The following is a 21,377-nucleotide window of genomic DNA, read 5'->3' on the forward strand; positions in this document are numbered from 1 at the left end:
AATGATCTGGGACTTACATTGCCACCTGTCCGGGGTGGATGGAAAAACGGCCGATGAACGCATCGCCCAGTTGATGGGATATGCGGACCGGATGGGAGTGGAACGGCTGGTGTTTTTTATGGGCTGGCCCTTTCTCACTGATCCGAGTCCCAAACAATTTCGAGAGCAGAACGATCAGGTGCTGCAGGCAATCAGCCACTGGCATGATCGTGCGTTTGGCTTTGTGTATCTCAATGCAAAGTATGTAGACGAAAGCATCAAAGAACTGGATCGCTGTGTGAAAAACGGACCGATGGTCGGCGTGAAATTGTGGGTGGCGGCGCGCTGTAATGATCCCGCCATTGATCCCATCATTCAACACGCGGCGAAACTGAAAGCGTTGATTTACCAGCATACCTGGTTCAAAACCGGGGGGAACCTGGTAGGCGAATCGACTCCCAGCGATCTGGCGCTGATGGCGAAACGACATCCGGATACACCGTTGATCGCCGGACATATCGGAGGTGACTGGGAATTGGGGCTGCGGGCGATTCAAGACAGTCCCAATCTGTACGCCGGGATTGGCGGATTTGATCCGACTGCCGGAATCACAGAAATGGCGGTGCGAACGCTGGGGGCCGACCGCGTGCTGTATGGCAGCGATATCGGCGGCCGCAGTTTTTCTTCACAACTCGCCAAGGTTCAAGGCGCCGACATTCCTGAAGTTTCCAAACGACTTATTCTGGGTGGGAATCTGAAACGACTGCTGACCCCCATTTTGAAAGAGAAGGGGATCAAAGTATGATTTTTGACGTGAATGTATATCTCTCCCGCTGGCCGTTCCGACGCTTGCCGCACGATGAAACAACGAAGCTGGTTCAAAAATTGAAACAGAATCAGATCCAACAGGCCTTCGCCGGCAGCTTTGACGGTTTACTGCACAAGGATATTCGCGCGGTGAATCAAAGACTGGTTGCGGAATGCAAAAAAAGTGGTCCCGATTTGCTGATTCCGGTGGGAACAATCAACCCCCGTCTACCTGGCTGGGAAGATGATGTGATCGCCTGTCATGAAGAATGGAAGATGCCCGGCGTGCGGCTGCATCCCAATTATCATGAGTATCAACTGAGCAATCCGGCGGTAAAAAAACTGTTTGCGATGGCGGCAGAGCGAAAGCTGTTTGTGCAGATCGCGATGCGGATGGAAGACGATCGGACGCAGCATCCTTTGATGCGTATTCCCGATGTCAAGTTCGAGGCATTACCCGACTTGATGAAGCAACACGATGAATTGCAAGTGACGATTCTGAATGGAATGAAATCGCTGAGAGGAGCGAACTTAACCAGCCTGACTGAAAACCCGAATCTGACGATTGAAATTTCGATGCTCGAAGGAGTCGGCGGGATTGAGAAACTGATGAAACAGGTGCCTTACCAGCAGATTCTGTTCGGTTCCTATTTGCCGTTTTTCTATCTGGATTCGAGCTTAAACAAGCTGAAAGAGTCTGACCTGGGAATGGAAATCGAAACGCAGATCACGTGGAAGAATGCCCAAACACGGTTTGTGAATGCGAATACATAAACCGTTTCAGTCAGTCCATTCCAGATAGGGATCGAGCCCCATTTTGTGAAACATTTCGATGCGGTGCTTTTCATGCTTCAGCATATCACGCCGCTGTTTGTGATGCAGTTTCTCCAGGAAGTTCTGCGTATTATTGAAGAAGGAAATCCAACTCCCCGGCAGCTCCCCTTTTTCATCTGCTTTGGCAGATTTGATAATTTTGTCGAGTTGAAATTGCTCCAGGCATCGCAGCAGTTCATCTTCAAGAGAGAGGAAAAACTGGTAGTGCCCCGGATCTCCCTGCCGGGCAGAACGACCGATCAACTGGCGGTCAATTCGAGCAGAGGTATGCATCTCGGTCGCGATGACGTGCAGGCCTCCGTTTTCGCGTACTTCATCGGAGAGCAGAATATCGGTTCCACGTCCGGCCATATTTGTTGCTATCGTGACGCGCGACGGTTCCCCCGCCTTCTTCACAATTTCTGCTTCCTGTGCATGATATTTTGCATTGAGGATCTGATGCGGGATGGCTTTCATCGCCAGCAAATCACCCAATGCTTCCGATGCTTCAACGGAAGGCGTTCCGACAAGAACCGGACAACGTTTTTTTCTGATGAGTTCAATTTCATCAACCACCGCCATGCGTTTATCCTGCATGGTTTTGAAGACGCGCGGCTTAGTTCCTTTACGAATACAGGGGCGATGTGTGGGAATCGAGGTCACAGAGACTTTATAGGTTTTCCGGATCTCTTTTTCCGCTAATGCGGCAGTCCCCGTCATACCTGCCAGATGCGAATAATTCTGGAAGAAACTTTGTACGGTGATGCGCGCTGCCTGTCCTGTGGCGGCGGTAATGGGAACGTGCTCCTGTGCTTCGATTGACTGATGCAGACCATCCTGCCACTTCCGACCGTCCATCATGCGGCCCGTTGATTCATCGACAATGACGACTTCATCATCGACAACCACATAGTCCCGGTCTTTCAGGAATCCAAACCGGGCCACCAGAGATTGTTCTACCTGTTTATAGATCCGTTCGGTATCAATCGAATCCAGCAAGGAAGGTTTCGCCATCAACAAGACTTTTCGACATCCCTGATCCGTCAGATAAGCAGACCGTTTTTTGGGTTCATAAACGTAATCGACTTCGGATTCCAACTGATGTGTTGCCCGGTTGCTCCAGCGGAACAGGTTGACCGAGGCAGCGTCATTCGGCTGAATGAGCCCGATAATCAAAGGGGTCCGTGCTTCATCAATCAGGACACTGTCGGCTTCATCGATTAACGCAAAATAATTTCCACGTTGCACGAGGGGTTCTTTTCCTGATGCTTTATGATTTGTAATGGCCTGTTCTAATTGACCGGGAGCGCTGGCTCCGATGCGAATGCGATCGCGGAGAAAATCGAATCCCATTTCATTCGCAGTACCATACGTGACATCCAGACCATAGGCAATGCGGCGATCTTCGTCTTCCATATCTGAAGTGATACAGCCAACAGACAGCCCCAGCTTATTGAAAATCGGCCCCATGATTTCCGAGTCACGTTGTGCCAGATAGTCATTGACCGTGATGACGTGACAGCCTTTTCCCATCAGAGCACGGAGGTAAGCCGGCAGGACTGCGGTCAACGTTTTTCCTTCCCCGGTCTGCATCTCGGCGATGCCGCCTTCGAAGAGAGCAATGCCCCCCATCAACTGCACCGGGAAATGCTCCATATTTTTCGTACGCCAGGCAGATTCTCGTACCAGGGCATACGCTTCGGGAAGTATTTTCTTCAATGGTTCGCCCGATTTGGCACGCCAACGCAATTCCAGTGAATACCGTTCCAGCCGATCATCGGTCATCTTCTTCAGCGATTCGCAACGCTGAATGATCTGACCGGCTAGCGCACTCCAGCGAGACAAGCGAGACTGCTTGGGGCGAAAACCACCTTTCATCCAATGATAACTATGGGATGCGATGCTCAAAATGCCTCCAGGATCATTGGGATTCTCTCAAAAACAGATACGATCACTCGAACCATGCTGGTTCAAAACAAACAAAAGTGGCTCAAGAATTATGACGGACCAACCATGTAAAAGTAACGGAAGAAAACAGAATTCACGTCGAACGAAATTCTTGTGAGTTCTATCAGAGGCCACATCGCCGCTGAAATCTTAAAGTCTCTATCAGAAAATACTTACAGCAATAATACGTGTCGTCTTTCTGAACCGTCTTTGATTATTTTAACCGATGAACGTTCTTACAACAAAACGATTTTCTGCAAATCCGCTGCTGTATCATCAAAAAGGTTTTGATGATGTAAGTTGTTATATTTTGTTGACTTAAAGCAACATAAAAATCTGAACTTCTGGATCAAATGTTAGATTAATCGCAACCAATCGTCACTTTCGATGCAGTTTCTATTTTGCTTAAGGTAAACACAAACAGTCCTCCCATAGCACACAATTATCGCAAACATTGGAAACATTCCAATTTACCTGTTTTTTTATGTATGACGCACCATTTAAAATCTTTAACTGAACAGTCAGGCTTTTCTCTATACAAATGGGGCATGTCTGAGTGTTGAAAATTTTCAACTAAGCAAATTCACTATATAAAGACACCAGTTAAATGATCTCAAAATTCGTTGACAACCTCTGGCGCCCCCGACGAAGCAAGCACCACCGTAGATCAAAACGGGCAACGGCTCCGATGATTGCTACGGAAAAACTGGAAGACAGAACGCTGCTGAGCGGGCAGGATCTGGTTGCCTTTGCACAAGCACTGACTGCTGCCAATGTCACACTGTATGGCGCCGCCTGGGATGCGGATACCACACAACAAAAGGCTTTGCTGGAAGATGGTGCGCAGTTTTTAAACTTTGTTGATGTGACCAATGCGGACCGCACATTAAATTCGAACGCTACTATCGCTGGAATTACAGAAGGAATGGTGCGTCCCATCTGGCGGCTCAACGATGGTACGTTGATCGAAGGAAGCACGATCAATACCCTGCAAGATTTATCCACGGCAACGGGTGTCGCGATTCTGAATTCAGATGGTCCGTTCCTGAAAGAAATTGCCGATCAGAATCTACTTTCCGGGACCGGCCTGCATGTGGCGCTGGATGGATATGATCCGGATAACGGCGGATTAATTTTTCACGACGCCGTTTCGAGTAACCCGGACATCGAGGCAAGAATTCTGCGGGGAAACCGCAGTCTGCGGATCTCTGTCGCAGGTTACGGCGATATGGTCTTTGAATTATTCGAAGGCCGTGCATCAAAGGCCACCGACTATATCATCTACCACGCTGAACAACTTAACTTTTTTGATGGACTCGATTTTTACAACATCCTGAATGGATCACTGGTGGGAGGCGACCCGTTCAACACGGGACTTGGAGGCTCTGGTTTTGGATTCTTTGATGACCAGTTTCATCCCGAACTGCAGCATGTGCAATCTGGCCTGCTGACGGTACTCAAACCTGAGGATATCAAACAAGAAGGTGATACAGATGCTAAAACGTTTGACGATTTAAATAATTCCAGGTTTATCATTACGGGTAGTGCAAGCAGGAATTATGATTTTCAGAATACGATCTTCGGATATCTTGTCGAAGGGGAAGAGGTGCGTGATGCACTTAGCAAAGTACCAGTCACTGCCAACTTTCCCGACTATACCATTACCATGGAAACCGTTGATGTTTTTACAGACGATGAAAACGCAACTCTGGTGTTAACGGCAGCCGAGGGCACCACCGGGACCTCGACGATCACCGTCACAGTCGAAGATCAGGATGGCAATCTTACGCAGCGCCAGTTTCAAGTGAACGCCACGAAGGATACAATTTCGGCCATCACGGATGATAGTAATGCCAAACCTTATCTGCCAGATCTTCCGACTCTGCAAGCTCGACCACAAGAAACAATTCAATATCAGATCGTTGCAATCGACGTTGACCTTGGCACTGAGAATGGAAATTCTTCGATCAAGTACCATCCACCAAACTGGCTCACACAAAAGGGATTCGAGCTTCCTGCCCCCATCCCACCAGGAATGATCGTGAATCTCGATGAAGACACGGGACTACTTACGGTCAATCTCTCAGAAACCGTAGTCCCTGGTGTATATCAATTCTCAGTTGCTGTTGAATTAGAAATTCCCAACAGCGTTACAGACCCTAAATATGTCGATTATGGGCTTGTTACGATTATCGTGAGTGACCCTCCTGTCGCCAACGATGATTTTTTTGTAATCCAAGGCGACACGGATGAATTGGATATTCTCCTGAATGATACCGCCAATGATGGCTCCCCCCTTCTCGATGTAATAGGCGAAGGATATACGGTCGAGATTGTAACGCAACCAGAAAACGGGGGGGGGACAGTCACCTACGATTCAGAAACTAACAAGATTAATTTTACATCCAATGGTTCGACGTATATGGGGCTGGATGAATTCACTTACCGAGTGAAAGACAATCTGGGTGCTTATTCCGAGACTGCCACCGTGACATTTTCGATTGCTCCTGAAGGAGTGATCCTGGTGACTTCACTGCTTGATAATCAGAACGATGACCAATTCGTGACGTTGAGTGAGGCGATTCAGGCAGCAAACCTAGATATGTCTTCTCTGTTTGCTGTGCCAGCAGGAAACGGTCCTGATACGATCATGTTTGCTCCGAATTTGTTTATCGATCAAGACACATCTGCCATCACCCCCCAAACGTTATTGATTCGAGGGGAAGGTCAACATTTTACAATTACCGATTCTCTCACGATCATTGCTCCAACAACAGAAAGTGGAGATCCACTGTTAACGATCGACGGCACGCTCGACGGTGGTGATTCCTCGAGGCATTTTTACATCGACGATGGAATAACAGCCAATACGATTCTAGTCAGTTTGCAGAACCTGATCTTAATCGAAGGCAAGACCAATGATAACGGTGGTTCGATTTACAATGCAGAGCATCTAGTGCTCTCGAATAGTCAGCTGCTGAACAATCAATCGACGTCTGGTGTGGGGGGGGCCATTTTTAATACAGGAACGCTTGAAATTTCAAACTCTGTATTACAGTCAAATCATTCTGTCGGTTCTGAAGGTGGTGCCATCGCCAGCAATTTCGGCTCGGTCACGCTCACTCAGACCACACTTGACAACAATGATGCCGAGGGTTCTGGCGGTGGTATCTATGCCATGAACGCAAATGTCACCTTAACGGACAGCGTTGTTTCCAATAATACGGGTTTTAATGGCAGCGGAGGTGGACTTTATCAAGATCAGGGGCTGCTGACTGTAACGGGCTCTTCCTTCATCAGCAATTCGACGGGGAGTGCATTATCTGGAGCTGGTATTTATGCCAATGAGACCACAACCAGCATTACCGACTCGACATTTCATGCGAACCGCAGCTCTGGTTCAGGCGGCGGCTTAAGTCAAAACCTGGGTACTCTGTCAGTCAGAAATAGTACTTTCTCTGAAAACGAAGCCCTGTTTGGTGACGGAGGGGGAATCTATAGCGGTACCAGAACGACCTCGATTTTGAATTCGACGATTTCGGGTAACACAGCCAGTCAAAATGGTGGGGGTATTTACTTCTTAGATCGCCTGGAATTGGTGAGTGGAACCATCGATAACAGTACGATCGCTGCAAACCATGCAGACGGGGATGGCGGCGGGCTCTTTTTTCAATTCATTATGAACACGATCGAAGCCAACAACTCGATTATTGCCGACAATACAGCATCGGGTAATGGCGCCGATGGAGTCGGCTCCTTACTTGGTAGATACAGTCTGATCGAAAATACCGATGGCTTAGATCTTTTCAGTACGACCAATTTCATCACAGGCCAGGACCCGGGACTGCTTCCATTGGCCGATAATGGCGGGTCGACTCAAACTCATGCTCTTTCTTCCGGCAGTCTCGCGATTGACGCAGGCGACCCCGCATTCGACCCGAATTCCTTTACGCCCACTTTAGCTTTAGATCAGAGAGGCTCCGCTCGTGTTGCTGACGGGAATAACGATTCAACCAGTCGTCTTGATATCGGTGCTTATGAAGCAGAGTCCGTCCTGGCGAGTACCGACCTGACAGTGAAACGAAGTGTCACTAATGTCGGGTCTTCCGGCCAAATTGGTGCGCTCCCTTCCAACGTGGACTTCATTGACGAGTGGAACCCGGTCATCGTCGAAATCTGGGTGAGTATCACGAATTCATCTGAAAATGGTATCTCATCGGCTTTGGTCGATTTAAATTTTGATGCTCAATATTTGATTGCCGATTCCATCGAGTACGGCCCCGGTTTTACTGCGAATCAAACGGCAACGATTGATAACGTAACAGGGATGATTACCGGACTAGGTGCCTCAACCAGCCAAGCTGGCTATGGAGCGGAAACACTCGTCCTGTTGGCTCGGGTTCATCTCTCAGTCAAGCCTGTCCCGTTAGAAACGGACGGGCACTATATCGAGCCAGTTGCTGATCTGAACTTCCAAATCTTAAACAGTACTCTGTTATCGTCAGTCGGTGCTGCCTCAGTCACCGAAGGGGCAGCAGTCAACCTGACGTTAGTTCCCGCCTTATACGATCTGGATGACAATGGTTCCGTCGACTTCAGGGATCTGGTTCAATTCATTAACGTTTACAACAAAAGTACGGGGGCGACTGCGGCACCTGATGTCTGGGCTGCTGATTTTGATCGTTCCGGTACTGTCAATATTCGCGACCTGATTCTCTTGATTTCTAACTACAATAAGGTTCAGGGAAGTGGCACATTCCTGTTTTATCCCTCAAATTTTGATGAGATCTGGCAGCAAAATAACCTTGTCACCTCGCTTATCAATTCGGAAGACACCACTTCTCAATCTTTGACCGTAGAAACTGTTGAACCGGTTCTGAATGCGGCCAAAGAACAATTGGCCGAAACCCACGGCGATTCGGTTTCAGAAGAATTGGCCGATGTAAAGATCGAGGTTGTCGAACTATCAGGAAATCAAATCGCCAAAGCAAACGCCGATACTCGTACCATTTATCTTGATGTGAATGCCGCTGGTTGGGGGTGGTTTGTTGATTCGACTCCGTTCCAGAATGAAGAATTCAACCAAACAACCATGGGAATATTCGATGCATCTCTGTTCAGTCCAGCAGAGGGCCAAATCGACTTACTCACAGTTCTGCTGCATGAATTGGGCCACCTTCTAGGTTACGACCATGATCATGAAAGCACGCTCATGGAGCCTGCTTTGGATCCGGGTGAGCGGAAACTCTCCTCCTATGAAGAATCGGATGATTTCTTCAGCGGATATCTCGATTCAGAATTTGATGGAATTAATTGAACATAAAGTACAGGGACTACTCTTTTTCCAATGAAAATCCCCATATATCAGGTGAGAATTTGAAATCTCAGACGTCCAGAAGAGAAGAGTCAGCCTCTGATTCATCCGCAAAACCAGTAGCAACCGTTATTTTTCGGATGATCTTTTCGATCTTTTGCTTGACATCCATAGTTTTATTGCTGCACAATCAGTCTTGAATTTGCCTATTTTAACAAAGAGTTTAGCAGGTGGATTTGAATTAACGTGAACGAGATGGCTTTCCAAGTCCATCCTGGTCTACTCCGATAAACATAAGTCACTAAATACATAAGAGTTATAAATATCAACTTCACCAAAGCCAGCAACTCAGATCAACCCAAGTTGCCCGTTTTGGCATGATATGGAAAGATGCAAATGATGTTTACGAGAACTAAACGTCGTAACCAGCCAGGTCGAATTGGTTCACTCCTCAGCCATCTCCTCAAAGGTCGTAACAGTCGCTTGCGCAAACAACGTGTGAACTCGTTATCCAATACGATTTCCATCGTTGAGTGCCTGGAAGACAGGACACTGCTTTCAGCAAGTAATCCATTCTACAGTGATAATATTTATGGTACGACTAATATCAGTGTGGCACTGCCTGGCGAAGTAGACAATGATCAAACAGCGCAATTGCCTTCTGAAATTGATCAAGCTCAATATCAACAAAACAACCCCGCACCTGAAGAAGTAAAAGAACTTGCTCTCAAAGATAAGGGGCAAGTGGATAACCCCGTCAATCTTCAAACAACTGAAGATTTTTTAGCGTTTGCAACCCACGAAAATGAAATCATTGGAACAAGTGGCTCGAACGATATCCCGCTGAATGCACAGGTGATTGCCGGCTTCGGTACGGGTGCTAATGACGATCCGGAAGTCGATCTTGCTGGCTTTCTCGCCAATACAGCATTTACATCATTCTTCGGTGAGTTTCCTGAAGATGATGGCTCCATTCTACTCGCAAATAATCTCGGTCTGATAGCAGGCCAGGAAATTCGAATTCTGGGTGCGACGCTTGGAAACGGCCCGTATGGTACCGGAGGTTCTGCCGGCACTGACTCAGGTGACTTTGATTTCTACCAAGTTTCCAATGTCCAGGCCGGACAGCGCATCACCGTTTCAGTGGAAGATTCAACCCAGTTCTTTAACCTGGATCCAACGGTTTCTATTTATGCCAGCGATGGAACATTAGTCGCATTTAATGACGATAGTGGATTTCGACTGGATAGTTTTCTGGAATTTGATGCACCAGTGACCGGCGATTATTACGTCATGGTCAGTAGCTTTGGTACAGGAGGCCCTACCGATCCCTTTGATTCAGCAAGTGGTACTGGTGTCGGTGCGAATGCAGACTCTGAAGGCCTGTATGATCTCACCATCGGTTTGAATGCTGCTGATATCGATTATTATGCGGTTGAACTGGAAGCTGGCGACATTTTGGGCGCGAACGTTTATGGCGCAGGACAAACCCTGTCATTATACAGCCCCACGGGCCTGTTGATGTTTGAATCTTCACGTTTCCTGGAGGACCTTTACCCTGAAGACAGTCCGCTTCCCGGTGATGGAAATGCGTCCGCTTCGATTGTAGCCCCGGTTAGCGGAACATATTTTGTTGCAGTGACCGGAGATTATGGCCTGTATGACCTGCAGTTAAGGGCTTTCCGTCCTCAACTGGAAACGCAAATGGTGGGTCCAGATGCCATCCAGACGCTGTTTATTGATTTTGACGGCGCGACAGTCGACCCGTCTACCTTTGATGACACTCTGGGATCCAGTACGGCAGCCCTTTCCCCGTTGAGCTCGTTTCTCAGTGACTGGGGACTGACTGCCGCTGATGAAGATGCCGTGATTGATGCGATTCTGGCAACCATCACAGAAAACTTTGCTGATCTTGGGATGGTGGGAAATAATGGTGACTTCGACACCACCATGATTCCCGGTGACTACGGTATTCGGATTTTAAACAGCCGCGATCATGCAGATCCCTTTGGTCAGGAAAATGTCAGTCGGGTCATTATAGGTGGTACGATTTCAGAATTTGGAATCCCAACGATCGGCAGAGCAGAATCAATTGATGTTGGAAACTTTGATACGTCTGAAGATTCCGTTGTGCTGCTGGACCTGCTCAGCAGTACCAACCCGGCAGATCCGAACTCTCTCAATAATATCATCCGCAACTTTACCAGCTCGATGGTTGATTTGATTGGTGTTGCCGTTGGTAATATTGCCACTCATGAAGCAGGTCATTTCTTCGGTGTATGGCATACCTTTAACTTCAGTTTTTCGCCACCTCAAATCATTGATGCAGGTGGTAACCTCGGGAATACCATCGGCCTCGGTCCGGACGGCTTCTTCGGCACTGGCGATGATGTGGATGTCGATTTCGGAATTGATTCCCTGTTTGAATTCACTGGAACTCAGGATAGCGTTAACACGCTTGCATTTGGATTATCAACGGGTGCCGACTTTGGTCGTGATTTTGGAGACGCACCAGACATCTATCCAACTTTGCTTGCCGATGATGGTGCCAGACATACTCTCGAAGGAAGCCTGAGACTCGGTGCGGCGATTGATTTAGACGCTGACGGAATTCCAACCCTCGATGCCTCAGGGGATGGCATCGACGATGACGGTATCGTCTTCCTCTCCAACGGTATTTCTGTCAGCGATGCCTTCTCAACACTTCAGGTAGAAGTGGCCGGCGATGGTTTCCTGCAAGGCTGGATAGACTTCAATCGTGATGGCGTCTGGGATTCCAGCGAGCAAATCATCGTCGATGAAGCACTGACTACGGGCGTACATACAATTCAGTTCGCTGTTCCTCAAGGAGCCGCATTCAGTGTGGGTGAAACATTCGCCCGCTTCCGGTACAGCTCACAGGCAGGACTCGATGTAACAGGTCTTGCTCCTGACGGTGAAGTCGAAGACTACCGTTTAGACTTGACGGTTTCCCGCTTTGGTACCATCACCTTTGATGCTGCAGAATATGAGGCCGGAAATTTAATTACCATTACTGTAACCGACGGTGACTTACTGGGGGCCGGCACGGTCAACGTACAAGTTACATCATCCGGGGGTGATGCTGAAACGGTGACTTTGACAGAAGTCTCCGGAGCGGGTGGTACTTTTGTGGGAACGATCGTTTCCTCACCCGGTACGCTTGTTACCGGAAACGGGATTCTGGAAGTTGTGTTTGGTGAAACCATCACCGCAGCCTACGAAGATGCAGATACAGGACAGGGTCAACCAGGAAACTATCTGGGTGATTTTGTCGCAACGGGATTGAACAGCCCACGCGACATTGTGTTTGGTCCATTGGGCGACCTCTATGTGAGCAACGGTTTTGAAAACTCAAACGGATCTGACCACACAGTAGAACGCTTTGACGGCCAGACCGGGGCACCTGAAGGTTCATTTGTGATTCCCGGAGCAGGCGGAATTGACGTTCCCAACGGAATGGTATTCGGGCCGGATGGGAACCTGTATGTTGCCAGCTCCGATACCGGACAAATCCTGCGTTATGACGGCCAGACCGGAGCGATTATCGGAAATGGTATCTTCGCTTCAGGTGGCGGACTGGTAGAACCAAGATTCATTACTTTTGGACCAGATGGGAATTTGTATGTTGGCGACACCGGTTTCCTCCGTGATCGCATTCTGCAATTTGATGGCCTGACCGGTAACTTCCTCGGAGAGTTTGTCTCGTTTAACGAAGGTGGCATGGGTAAACCTTACGGGATGGTCTTTGACTCTAACGGCAACCTGTATGTCGCCAGCTTCAACACCAATGAAATCCTGAAATTTGATTCGAACGGTGATGTCGTTCCTGGCGGACCATTCATTGCCGCTGGAACGGGTGGGCTGGCGAATCCTCGCGGTTTGACCATCGGTCCTGATGGTTTGCTGTACGTTGCCAATGGTGCAACCGAAAGTATTCTCCGATTCGATCCTGTTACAGGCGCTTTTATTGATAACTATACTTTCGGAGCCACCATCGAGCTGCCTTATGGCGTGACCTTTGGACCAGATGACAACCTCTATGTCGTCGATACTGACCTGGGTAAGGTTTTGAAATTTGCCGGTCCGTTTGGAACCACGACTCCGCAAACAATTACTGACACTGCTCTCATCGTCACCAACAGCGGTGTCGACTATGGTGATGCTCCTGCCTCATTCCCGAACCTGCTGGCAGAAGATGGTGCCCGCCACGCAATCAATGCGAACGGGCTGTTCCTGGGACAGGGAGTGACTGCTGATGTCGACGGACAGGAATCACTTTCGGCTAATCTTGACGATGATGACGGAGTTCTATTGAACCCCATCATCGCCGGTGATTCTGCATCAACGGTTACGGTCTTTTCAACAGGCAGCGGTTTTGTTGATGCCTGGATCGATTTCAATGGCAACGGAACCTGGGACGCCAATGAGCAGGTTCTCAGTAGCCATGCTGTCGTTGCCGGTAGCAACTCTGTTTCGATCGTACTCCCCGGGGGAGTCATTGTCGGCCAGGTTGCCGCCCGATTCCGTTTGAGTTCGGCCGGTGGATTATCGGCAACAGGTGCCGCCGCGGATGGAGAAGTGGAAGATTATCTCGTCACAGTTGTTCCACAAAACTTCGTCGGATTAGTCCCCGACCCGAACCGTCCTGGTCAATCAGCTCTGTTTATCACAGGAACGAATGCAGATGACCTTATTGAAATTTCAGAAACGAACCACGGTCTGATCCAAGTCAAAATAAATCATGTGCTTATTATCAACCCATCGACTAATCTGCCTTATTTTGAGCCCACCGGTGGCGTCTATGCCTGGGGTCTGGGTGGAAATGATCAGATTCTTGCTGATGACCAGTTCTATGACAGAGAATCCATGTTCTTCGGTGGAGTTGGAAACGATCGACTCGTGGGAGGCTGGGGGAACGATATCCTGATCGGCGGTGACGGTAATGATATCCTCGAAGGTGGCCCTGACGGATTTGACATCCTGATTGGTGGTTACGGATCTGACTTTATTCGCGGCCACAACGAAGCGATTTATACCAACTACGGAGCAAACGGCGATATTCTGATCGGCGGAGCAACCGTTTATGACAACGGTTTAGCACAACTCTTCGGAATTTATTTAGAATGGATTTCAGCGAACCCATTCGGTGACCGTGTCGAAAATATCCGCACACGCGTCGACAACACAGCCGCTGGCGTGAATAATATCAGGCTCGATGACACAACCGTCTTCAACGATGGCGAAGTCGATGAGCTGTATGGTGCCATTGCCCGTGGAGACGACTGGTTCCTGCTGGATCTGGGATTGGACATTAACAATGCCGGTGCTCACGATATCCGTAACTGATACCAGCAAGCAACTCTAAATACGAAAACAGCCTCTCTGAAAACTGACTTCAGAGAGGCTGTTTTATTTTTAATCAGGTGCCAACTACAACGGGTGTATTTACCAACGTTCCACCGGACCATTCGGAGTTTTGATTAATGCTGTGGGAACGGAAGAGGCACGCTCTCCATGCCTTAGTTGTATGTGTCCCACGATATCATGAAATTCATCGATCGACTGAACCCGCCGCAAGCGATCTTCCAGATCTTCGGGAATTCCCAGCCGGGCACCATACCAGGCGGCAAATTTGCGGATCAACAGACATCCGTAGTCGTCATGCTGATCAACCATCAGAGTAAAATGACGCACCAGAAACTGAAGCTGCTCTTCTCTCGTTGGTTCTGAGACCGGTTCTTCTCCCTGAACCGCCTGCTGAATTTTACGAAAGATCCACGGATCCATCATCGCCCCGCGACCGATGGAGACGGCTTCGCAGCCGGTTTCATTCCTCATGTGAAAAGCATCTTCGACCGTGCAGACATCGCCGTTACCGACAACAGGAATCTGCTGGACTGCTTCCACTGTCTGCCTGATCCCGTCCAGGTCCACGGTTCCACCAAAACCCTGATTGCGCGTGCGACCATGTATCGTAATCGCGGCTACTCCTGCTTTTTCGAATTCTCGAGCCAGCAGTGGTGCGGTAATGGAATCGCGATCCCAGCCGAGGCGCATTTTGACAGTTACCGGAATGGAAACTGCATCAACGACATCCGCCACCATCTGACAGGCTGCATCCGGAGCACACATAATCCGTGCACCACCTCCATTTCCATTGATCTTGGCCATCGGACAGCCCATGTTAATATCGACGGCTTTATAGCCCTGCTCTTCTAACCAGCGTGCGCCAATCACCAGTTCTTTCGCGATGCCGCTAAAAATCTGTACGGTGAGCGGGTTGTCTTCAGGAGACGTTTTCAGCAACGCTTTCGCTTTGCGGCTGCGAGAAAGCATCTGCGAAGCGAGCACCAGATCGGTGGTGCATAAACCCACGCCGCCTAATTCACGTAAGGCGACACGGAAAGCATGCTGCGTATATCCGGCCAGTGGCGACAGAAAATAGCGTGAGCTGAGTCGTCGATTTCCAATTTGTATTTCCGGAGATTCCGTTGAACTCCACTTGATCACTGACATGAGACGGTTTTATCTTCGATCTATACACGCGGGCGTTTAATTGAGTAATCTTAGTACATTTTCCAGAGGTAATCCTACTACATTCGACAGGCTGCCTTCAATGCGGTTCACAAAGACACTGCCTGCCCCCTGGACTGCATAACCGCCGGCTTTCCCCACTGATTCCTCGGTGGAAAGATACCATTCCAGATGGCGGTCCACATTATCCCGGTCATGAAAGGTCACCAGCGTTTGAGCAATTTCTGTAATCAGTTGTTCCCCCTCTCGAAAGCAGAGCCCCGTCATCACCCGGTGTGTCTTCCCTGCATAGTCGTCTAAAAACCAGTCACGAACCGTCTGCTTCCACTCTGGTTCAGAGGGAGGTTGCCCCATCACGTGATAGCCTGAATCTGGTCGCTCAATGACCACGATGGTATCTGCCGTCAATATGGGAACGGTAGTAGCCCCTCTCCGTTTGAGCTGCCGATCAACGTCGTCGTTTTTAGTAATGCAAATCGAGATCAGCCTTTGACGGATCGATTCCAAATCACTCAGCTGATCAAAACCGGCTTCCTCGGAATCTTGTGGCGGAACAATTTCAATCGATGCTTCCGGAACAATCTGCGAGAGCAACTCTTTTCGACGTGGAGAGCGGGACCCCAGAATGATCTGATCCAACGGCATTTTCATCTCTCACTTTTATTCAAACCAGAAAGATTAAACTCAAAATGGTGGCGATCACGCCGACGATTCCCAGCGTGATCCACCAGTTGGGGCGATCACTGAAAGGGTGCGTATTTGTCGTGACGTACTCGCCACAAATCGGGCAGGAGACGGCGTCTTCATAAATCTCCGCCCCACAATTTGAGCAGGCAACCGTCTCATTCACATCATCGTCATCGAATTCCGATTCGTCCCACTCATCCTCGTCATCATACTCCCAGTCTTGGTCCATCTCTGTCTTCTTTCAGAAAAACATCCTGCGATTTTATCAGTATTTCTTTGAAACTCACTGACTATGACGGGGGTTCCGGGACGCATCAAGGATTATTAAACTAATCATACAACAGTTTTGTGAATATTTCATTTTTTCCCGTGAGATTGGGCCTCTTTTCGGTATTCAACAATAGGTTGTTTACTCCATTGAGTGATGTTGAATCGCGCGGTTTATTTCATCTGCGTCCCCTCATATCGGCGTTTCTTGATATCAGTTTCCCATCATGAATGCCTGACTGCCTGCCACCTACAATTTACCACTCCAGCGGTGGTACACATTGAAATCATTTACTAATTCTCATTTTTCACCTTGGAGAGTCTTGATGCAGTTTTACCTGTTAAAACCGGGCCGAAGGCGCGGATTTACTTTGATCGAATTACTCGTTGTGATCGCCATCATCGCAATTCTAATTGCCTTGTTACTTCCAGCCGTACAACAGGCCCGGGAAGCCGCCCGGCGCAGCACCTGTAAAAACAATCTGAAGCAAGTCGGGATCGCCCTGCACAATTACCATGAAACCCACCGCTGCTTTCCTCCAGGCTGGGTTCAGCCTTCGAGAGCGTCCACCTGTCAGGCCAATTCTTCTTCAAGTACCAGTGGCTGCCTTCCCGGTTGGGGCTGGGGAACGATGTTACTTCCATTCATTGAACAGGCGACTCTCTACAATGCACTCAATGTGCGAAGTACTCATCTGGTCGTCACACCTTCGACTGAATCGAAAACGACGATTCCGATCTTTCGCTGCCCCTCTGATTCTGGAAGTAACCTGAATTCCGATCGAGGCGGGCATGCGACTTCAAACTATAAAGGCGTCTATGGAAGCCGGGGCGCCAACAATGCTGTGAATTCCAATCCGCATAATAGCGCACCTGGCAATGGTTCTTTCTGGTCGAACAGCAATACGCGCCTGCGTGATATTACCGATGGTGCCAGCAATACTGTCATGATTGGAGAAACCGCCCGAGGCCGTGTGGGAAGTATTACTTATAACGGAGCCATCTGGGTTGGTTATTATGATAACGGAAAAACCGCTTCCGTCGTCTGGCTCACAGAAAATCATCCCGCCGCGCTGATTAACGGAACCCGGGAATGGGCATTCAGCAGTCGACACACGGGGGGCGCCCATTTCCTGCTTGGCGATGGCGCGGTTCGATTTTTGAGCGAAAATCTCGATGGCACCACTTACGAAAATCTGGGAAGAATCAGCGATGGAAATGTGATCGGCGAGTTCTGATTTCCCAGTAAGATACAAAACGATGAATACAAAAAAACTCTCCTCGATCGAAGATTTAGATCGGGGAGAGTTTTTTGATTTCGAACTCGATGCCGCTTACAAAATAAATTTACTGAGATCTTCATCCTCAACAATGGTATGTAGTTTTTGCTGCACATAAGCGGCGTCAATCGTGAGCTTCTTCGTTTTGAGATCGGGTGCCTCAAAACTGACCTCTTCCAGCAGACGCTCCAAAATCGTGTGCAGTCGACGGGCACCGATATTTTGTGTCGTCTGATTCACCTGGAACGCAATTTCTGCCAGTTCTTCCAGGCCGTCTTTTTCGAATTTGATCTTCATTCCTTCCGTTTTCAGCAACGCCTGATATTGCATTGTGATTGAACTGGTCGGCTCTGTTAAAATCCTCAGAAAATCATCGCGAGTCAGCTCCTGTAGTTCCACGCGAATCGGAAAACGTCCCTGAAGTTCAGGCATTAAATCGGAAGGCTTGGTTCGGTGAAAGGCCCCTGCTGCGATAAACAGCATATAATCGGTTTTCACGGAACCACTCCGCGTCTGCACGGTCGTGCCTTCGACGATCGGCAGTAAATCGCGCTGCACTCCCTGCCGGCTCACATCGCCGCCGCGGCTGCCCCCTTCTTCAGACGTACAGATTTTGTCAAGTTCGTCGATGAAGACGATCCCACTGCGTTCTGCCAATTCAATCGCTTCTTCAGCAATCGCATCTTTATCCATCAAACCTTCGACTTCCTGCTCCAGCAGGACTTTGCGTGCTTCTGCAACCGTCAGCTTTCGGTTCTTGCTCTGCTGTGGCATGATCCGCTCGAACATGCCCTGCAGGTCCACATCCATCTGGTCCATGCCCATATTGGAGAAGACCTGCACGGGAGAGCTTTTCTGGTCGATGGAAATCTCGACTTCTTTCTCTTCCAGATCTCCATTCTTCAGCATCTTGCGAAACTTCTCACGCGTGCGCTCATAGCGTTCCTGGGCATCGTCTTCCTTACCCTCTTCTGTTGATTCACTGTAAGAACTTTCCCATTCAGGGCGAGGCACCAGCAGATCGAGCAGTCGTTCTTCGACGCGGACTTTTGCCTTATCAACCAGTTCAACGCGTTTCTTTTCGCGGACCAGATTCTTGGCTGAATCCACCAGATCGCGGACCATGCTTTCGACATCACGACCGTAATAACCGACTTCCGTATATTTGGTCGCTTCGACTTTGATAAACGGCGCCTCGATTAACTGGGCCAGCCGACGGGTGATCTCCGTTTTACCGACCCCGGTGGGGCCGATCATGATAATATTTTTAGGAGTGATTTCTTTTCGAAGTTCATCGGGAAGTTGCTGCCAGCGCCAGCGATTTCGCAGGGCAATCGCCACAGCCCGTTTTGCGTCATCCTGACCAACAATATGTTTATCCAGCTCGGCGACAATCTGTCGCGGCGTTAACTCTTGCACTGCAGCTCCTCCACGATGATATTATTATTCGTATAGATATCGATATCTGATGCGATGCCTAAAGATGTTTTGACAATTTCTGCAGCCGACAAATCTGAATGACCGACGAGTGCCCGGGCAGCAGCCGTAGCATAGTTGCCACCTGAACCGATACCGATAATCCCATCCGAGGGAACCACGACATCACCCTGCCCTGTGATCAGCAGGCTGTGTTCGGTATTGATCACAACAATCAAAGCTTCCAGCTTTCGCAGCACGCGATCAGTTCGCCAGTCACGGGCAAGTTCCGTCGCAGCACGAGGCATATTTCCGGGATAGTCCCGTGCTTTGACTTCAAATCGTTCCAGTAACGAGAAGGCATCTGCCGTCGAGCCGGCAAACCCGCAAATGACTTGTCCGTCGAGGATTTTTCGAATCTTACGGGTATCACTTTTCATCACGGTATTTCCGTGAGTTACCTGTCCATCGCCGCCGATAGCAACCTGCCCTTGATGTCGGACTGTTAATATCGTCGTGGAACGCCATTTCTTTTTGTCTTTTGAACTCATAACTGCTTCACATTTCATAAATCAATGCTGATACAAAGACCCGGCTAAGGCCACGCAGAGACACCATAGATCAGAGCCACCGCACATGCAAGGTCACTGAACCTGAATCATAGTCTGCTGCGATTACGGTTTTCAATCTCGGCAGCGCATTGCTGACTGATTTCAGCCTAAAGGGCCGGTGATCATGATTCTCCTTAATGATGAGAACGCAGGATCACCGTCTCAGGTTCACCGCGCATCAAAAAACCCTCCATTTTTTCAAAAAGAGGGGTTTTCTGATTTGAAGAATCGATACTGAAACAGGGAAATCAATCAGGCCAGAACGCCATGCGCTACATGGCCGGCGATATCGGTCAGGCGGAAGTCTCGTCCCGCGTAGCGATACGTCAGTTTTTCGTGATTCATTCCCAGAATATGCAGCAATGTGGCATGGAAATCATGAATGTGCATTTTATCTTTGGCAGCGTAGTAGCCAAACTCATCAGTCGCCCCATATTGGAAGCCGGCTTTCACGCCCCCCCCTGCCAGCCACATGGTAAATCCTTCCGGGTTATGGTCGCGACCATTTTTTCCTTGAGCGGTTGGCGTGCGACCAAATTCGCCCCCCCAGACGACCAGCGTATCTTTTAACAAGCCGCGTTGCTTGAGATCCTTCAATAAACCGGCGATCGGTTTATCAACCTCTTTCGCATTCTTACCATGCCCTTCCAGTAAGTTGCTGTGTTGATCCCACTGGACTTTCTGGTCACTGTGAGAAACCTGAATGAAGCGGACGCCCCGCTCTGCAAACCGGCGTGCCATCAGACACTGACGTCCGAAGTCTGCAGTGACTTCTTCATCCAGACCGTACATCTTTCGTGTGGCTTCCGTTTCTCCCGAGATATCCTGAATCTGCGGCACTTCTTCCTGCATGCGGAAGGCTAGTTCAAACGAACCAATGCGGTCTTCCAGAATTTGATTCGGGCCGGTCTGGTCCTGATGCAGTCGATTTAAATCGTTCAGGAATTCGACCTGCTTGCGTTGGACTTTGCGAGAAAGAAAATTGTTTTTGATATATTCAATCTGAGCCTGCTCGGCGGCAACGGCGGCATTTCCCAGAGGTGTTCCCTGATAGGGAGCCGGCAGAAACGCAGAGCTCCAGTTCTTTACGCCACCATGGGCGAGTGTGGGACAGATGGTGATAAAGCCTGGCAGATTCTGATTTTCCGTTCCCAGACCATAAGTCACCCATGAGCCCATGCTGGGACGCACAAAGGCATCGCTGCCGGTATGCAGTTTGAGTAACGCACCGCCATGAGCGGCATTGGTGCCATGCAAGGAATTGATGATACAGAGATCATCCACGCACTCGGCGACATTCGGAAAGAGTTCACTGACGCGAATTCCACTTTCGCCGTACTGCTTGAACTTCCACGGGGATTTCAACAAGTTCCCGGTCGGGGCAAACTGAACCCGTGGTTTATCAAACGGGAGAGGCTTGCCATCATACTTTTGAAGCTGAGGCTTGTAGTCAAACGTATCCATGTGGGACGGTCCGCCCTTCATGAACAGAAAAATCACGCGTTTGGCCCGTGGTGTAAAATGTGGTTCTTTCGGAGCCAGCGGATCTTTGGAAGAAGCGGCCTGTGCTTCTTCGTTCAACATCGACAGCAAGGCGAGGTTCCCAAAACCCACGGCTGATTTTTTCAACAGATCGCGGCGGGAAAATAGTGATTGAGGTAGGATGCTCATGGCAGGTCTCGATTGATCTCTATGGGTATG

General features: G+C 49.1%; 12 protein-coding genes. 5 read left to right on the forward strand and 7 right to left on the reverse strand.

Features of this window, described 5'->3' with window-relative positions:
* Nucleotide 1 precedes the first annotated feature (1 nt).
* Together Pan241w_RS20795 and Pan241w_RS20800 are read left to right on the forward strand one after the other, a co-directional pair.
* The gene (locus Pan241w_RS20795) at nt 2-784 is read left to right on the forward strand and encodes an amidohydrolase family protein (protein ID WP_145219548.1); all 783 of its coding nucleotides are present in this window, start codon (nt 2-4) and stop codon (nt 782-784) included.
* Nucleotides 781-1,560 (forward strand): amidohydrolase family protein, encoded by a 780-nt coding sequence (locus tag Pan241w_RS20800; protein WP_145219550.1) that lies wholly within the window; start codon nt 781-783, stop codon nt 1,558-1,560. The genes Pan241w_RS20795 and Pan241w_RS20800 overlap by 4 nt, the downstream gene beginning before the upstream one ends.
* A gap of 6 nt (nt 1,561-1,566) precedes the next feature.
* Here Pan241w_RS20800 and Pan241w_RS20805 read toward each other — a convergent pair whose 3' ends face one another.
* A complete protein-coding gene (locus Pan241w_RS20805) occupies nt 1,567-3,507 on the reverse strand; it encodes a preprotein translocase subunit SecA (protein WP_145219551.1) in 1,941 nt (646 codons plus the stop codon).
* Nucleotides 3,508-4,153: 646 nt separating this feature from the next.
* Here Pan241w_RS20805 and Pan241w_RS20810 point away from each other — a divergent pair.
* Together Pan241w_RS20810 and Pan241w_RS20815 are read left to right on the forward strand one after the other, a co-directional pair.
* Nucleotides 4,154-8,863 carry a choice-of-anchor Q domain-containing protein gene (locus Pan241w_RS20810; protein ID WP_145219553.1) on the forward strand — a complete coding sequence of 1,570 codons (4,710 nt, stop codon included), beginning with the start codon at nt 4,154-4,156 and terminating at the stop codon, nt 8,861-8,863.
* A 393-nt stretch (nt 8,864-9,256) separates the two neighbouring features.
* Nucleotides 9,257-14,227 (forward strand): GEVED domain-containing protein, encoded by a 4,971-nt coding sequence (locus Pan241w_RS20815; RefSeq protein ID WP_198000052.1) that lies wholly within the window; start codon nt 9,257-9,259, stop codon nt 14,225-14,227.
* A 99-nt stretch (nt 14,228-14,326) separates the two neighbouring features.
* Here the strand turns inward: Pan241w_RS20815 and Pan241w_RS20820 are convergent, their stop codons facing one another.
* Genes Pan241w_RS20820 through Pan241w_RS20830 form a run of 3 tightly spaced genes read right to left on the reverse strand, consistent with a single transcriptional unit; the run spans nt 14,327 to nt 16,331 of the window.
* On the reverse strand, nt 14,327-15,397 hold the full coding sequence (locus Pan241w_RS20820; protein ID WP_145219557.1) for a tRNA dihydrouridine synthase: 1,071 nt from the start codon (nt 15,395-15,397) through the stop codon (nt 14,327-14,329).
* Between the two features lie 36 nt (nt 15,398-15,433).
* A complete protein-coding gene (locus tag Pan241w_RS20825; protein WP_145219559.1) occupies nt 15,434-16,066 on the reverse strand; it encodes a Maf family protein in 633 nt (210 codons plus the stop codon).
* A 13-nt stretch (nt 16,067-16,079) separates the two neighbouring features.
* Nucleotides 16,080-16,331, reverse strand: a complete 252-nt coding sequence (locus Pan241w_RS20830) for a zinc ribbon domain-containing protein (RefSeq protein ID WP_145219561.1) — start codon at nt 16,329-16,331, stop codon at nt 16,080-16,082.
* Nucleotides 16,332-16,695: 364 nt separating this feature from the next.
* Between Pan241w_RS20830 and Pan241w_RS20835 the strand changes: the two genes are divergently transcribed.
* Nucleotides 16,696-17,607 carry a DUF1559 domain-containing protein gene (locus Pan241w_RS20835; RefSeq protein ID WP_145219563.1) on the forward strand — a complete coding sequence of 304 codons (912 nt, stop codon included), beginning with the start codon at nt 16,696-16,698 and terminating at the stop codon, nt 17,605-17,607.
* Between the two features lie 96 nt (nt 17,608-17,703).
* Here Pan241w_RS20835 and hslU read toward each other — a convergent pair whose 3' ends face one another.
* The 3 genes from hslU to Pan241w_RS20850 all read right to left on the reverse strand — a co-directional run bounded on the left by hslU (nt 17,704) and on the right by Pan241w_RS20850 (nt 21,347).
* A complete protein-coding gene (gene hslU / locus Pan241w_RS20840; protein WP_145219565.1) occupies nt 17,704-19,068 on the reverse strand; it encodes an ATP-dependent protease ATPase subunit HslU in 1,365 nt (454 codons plus the stop codon).
* Entirely contained in the window at nt 19,056-19,616 is a 561-nt protein-coding gene (gene hslV, locus Pan241w_RS20845; RefSeq protein WP_145219567.1) for an ATP-dependent protease subunit HslV, read from the reverse strand. The genes hslU and hslV overlap by 13 nt, the downstream gene beginning before the upstream one ends.
* Before the next feature lie 312 nt (nt 19,617-19,928).
* Entirely contained in the window at nt 19,929-21,347 is a 1,419-nt protein-coding gene (locus Pan241w_RS20850) for a DUF1501 domain-containing protein (RefSeq protein WP_145219569.1), read from the reverse strand.
* Nucleotides 21,348-21,377 lie beyond the last annotated feature (30 nt).

The sequence above is a fragment of the Gimesia alba genome, from assembly GCF_007744675.1.
Taxonomy (GTDB): domain Bacteria; phylum Planctomycetota; class Planctomycetia; order Planctomycetales; family Planctomycetaceae; genus Gimesia; species Gimesia alba.

Excerpts from the sequence above, each read along its gene's own strand:
- Pan241w_RS20795 (WP_145219548.1), top strand. The coding sequence starts at position 2 with ATGATCTGGGACTTACATTGCCACCTGTCCGGGGTGGATGGAAAAACG.
- Pan241w_RS20800 (WP_145219550.1), top strand. The coding sequence starts at position 781 with ATGATTTTTGACGTGAATGTATATCTCTCCCGCTGGCCGTTCCGACGC.
- Pan241w_RS20810 (WP_145219553.1), top strand. The coding sequence starts at position 4,154 with ATGATCTCAAAATTCGTTGACAACCTCTGGCGCCCCCGACGAAGCAAG.
- Pan241w_RS20815 (WP_198000052.1), top strand. The coding sequence starts at position 9,257 with ATGATGTTTACGAGAACTAAACGTCGTAACCAGCCAGGTCGAATTGGT.
- Pan241w_RS20820 (WP_145219557.1), bottom strand. The coding sequence starts at position 15,397 with ATGTCAGTGATCAAGTGGAGTTCAACGGAATCTCCGGAAATACAAATT.
- Pan241w_RS20825 (WP_145219559.1), bottom strand. The coding sequence starts at position 16,066 with ATGAAAATGCCGTTGGATCAGATCATTCTGGGGTCCCGCTCTCCACGT.
- Pan241w_RS20830 (WP_145219561.1), bottom strand. The coding sequence starts at position 16,331 with ATGGACCAAGACTGGGAGTATGATGACGAGGATGAGTGGGACGAATCG.
- Pan241w_RS20835 (WP_145219563.1), top strand. The coding sequence starts at position 16,696 with ATGCAGTTTTACCTGTTAAAACCGGGCCGAAGGCGCGGATTTACTTTG.
- hslV (WP_145219567.1), bottom strand. The coding sequence starts at position 19,616 with ATGAGTTCAAAAGACAAAAAGAAATGGCGTTCCACGACGATATTAACA.
- Pan241w_RS20850 (WP_145219569.1), bottom strand. The coding sequence starts at position 21,347 with ATGAGCATCCTACCTCAATCACTATTTTCCCGCCGCGATCTGTTGAAA.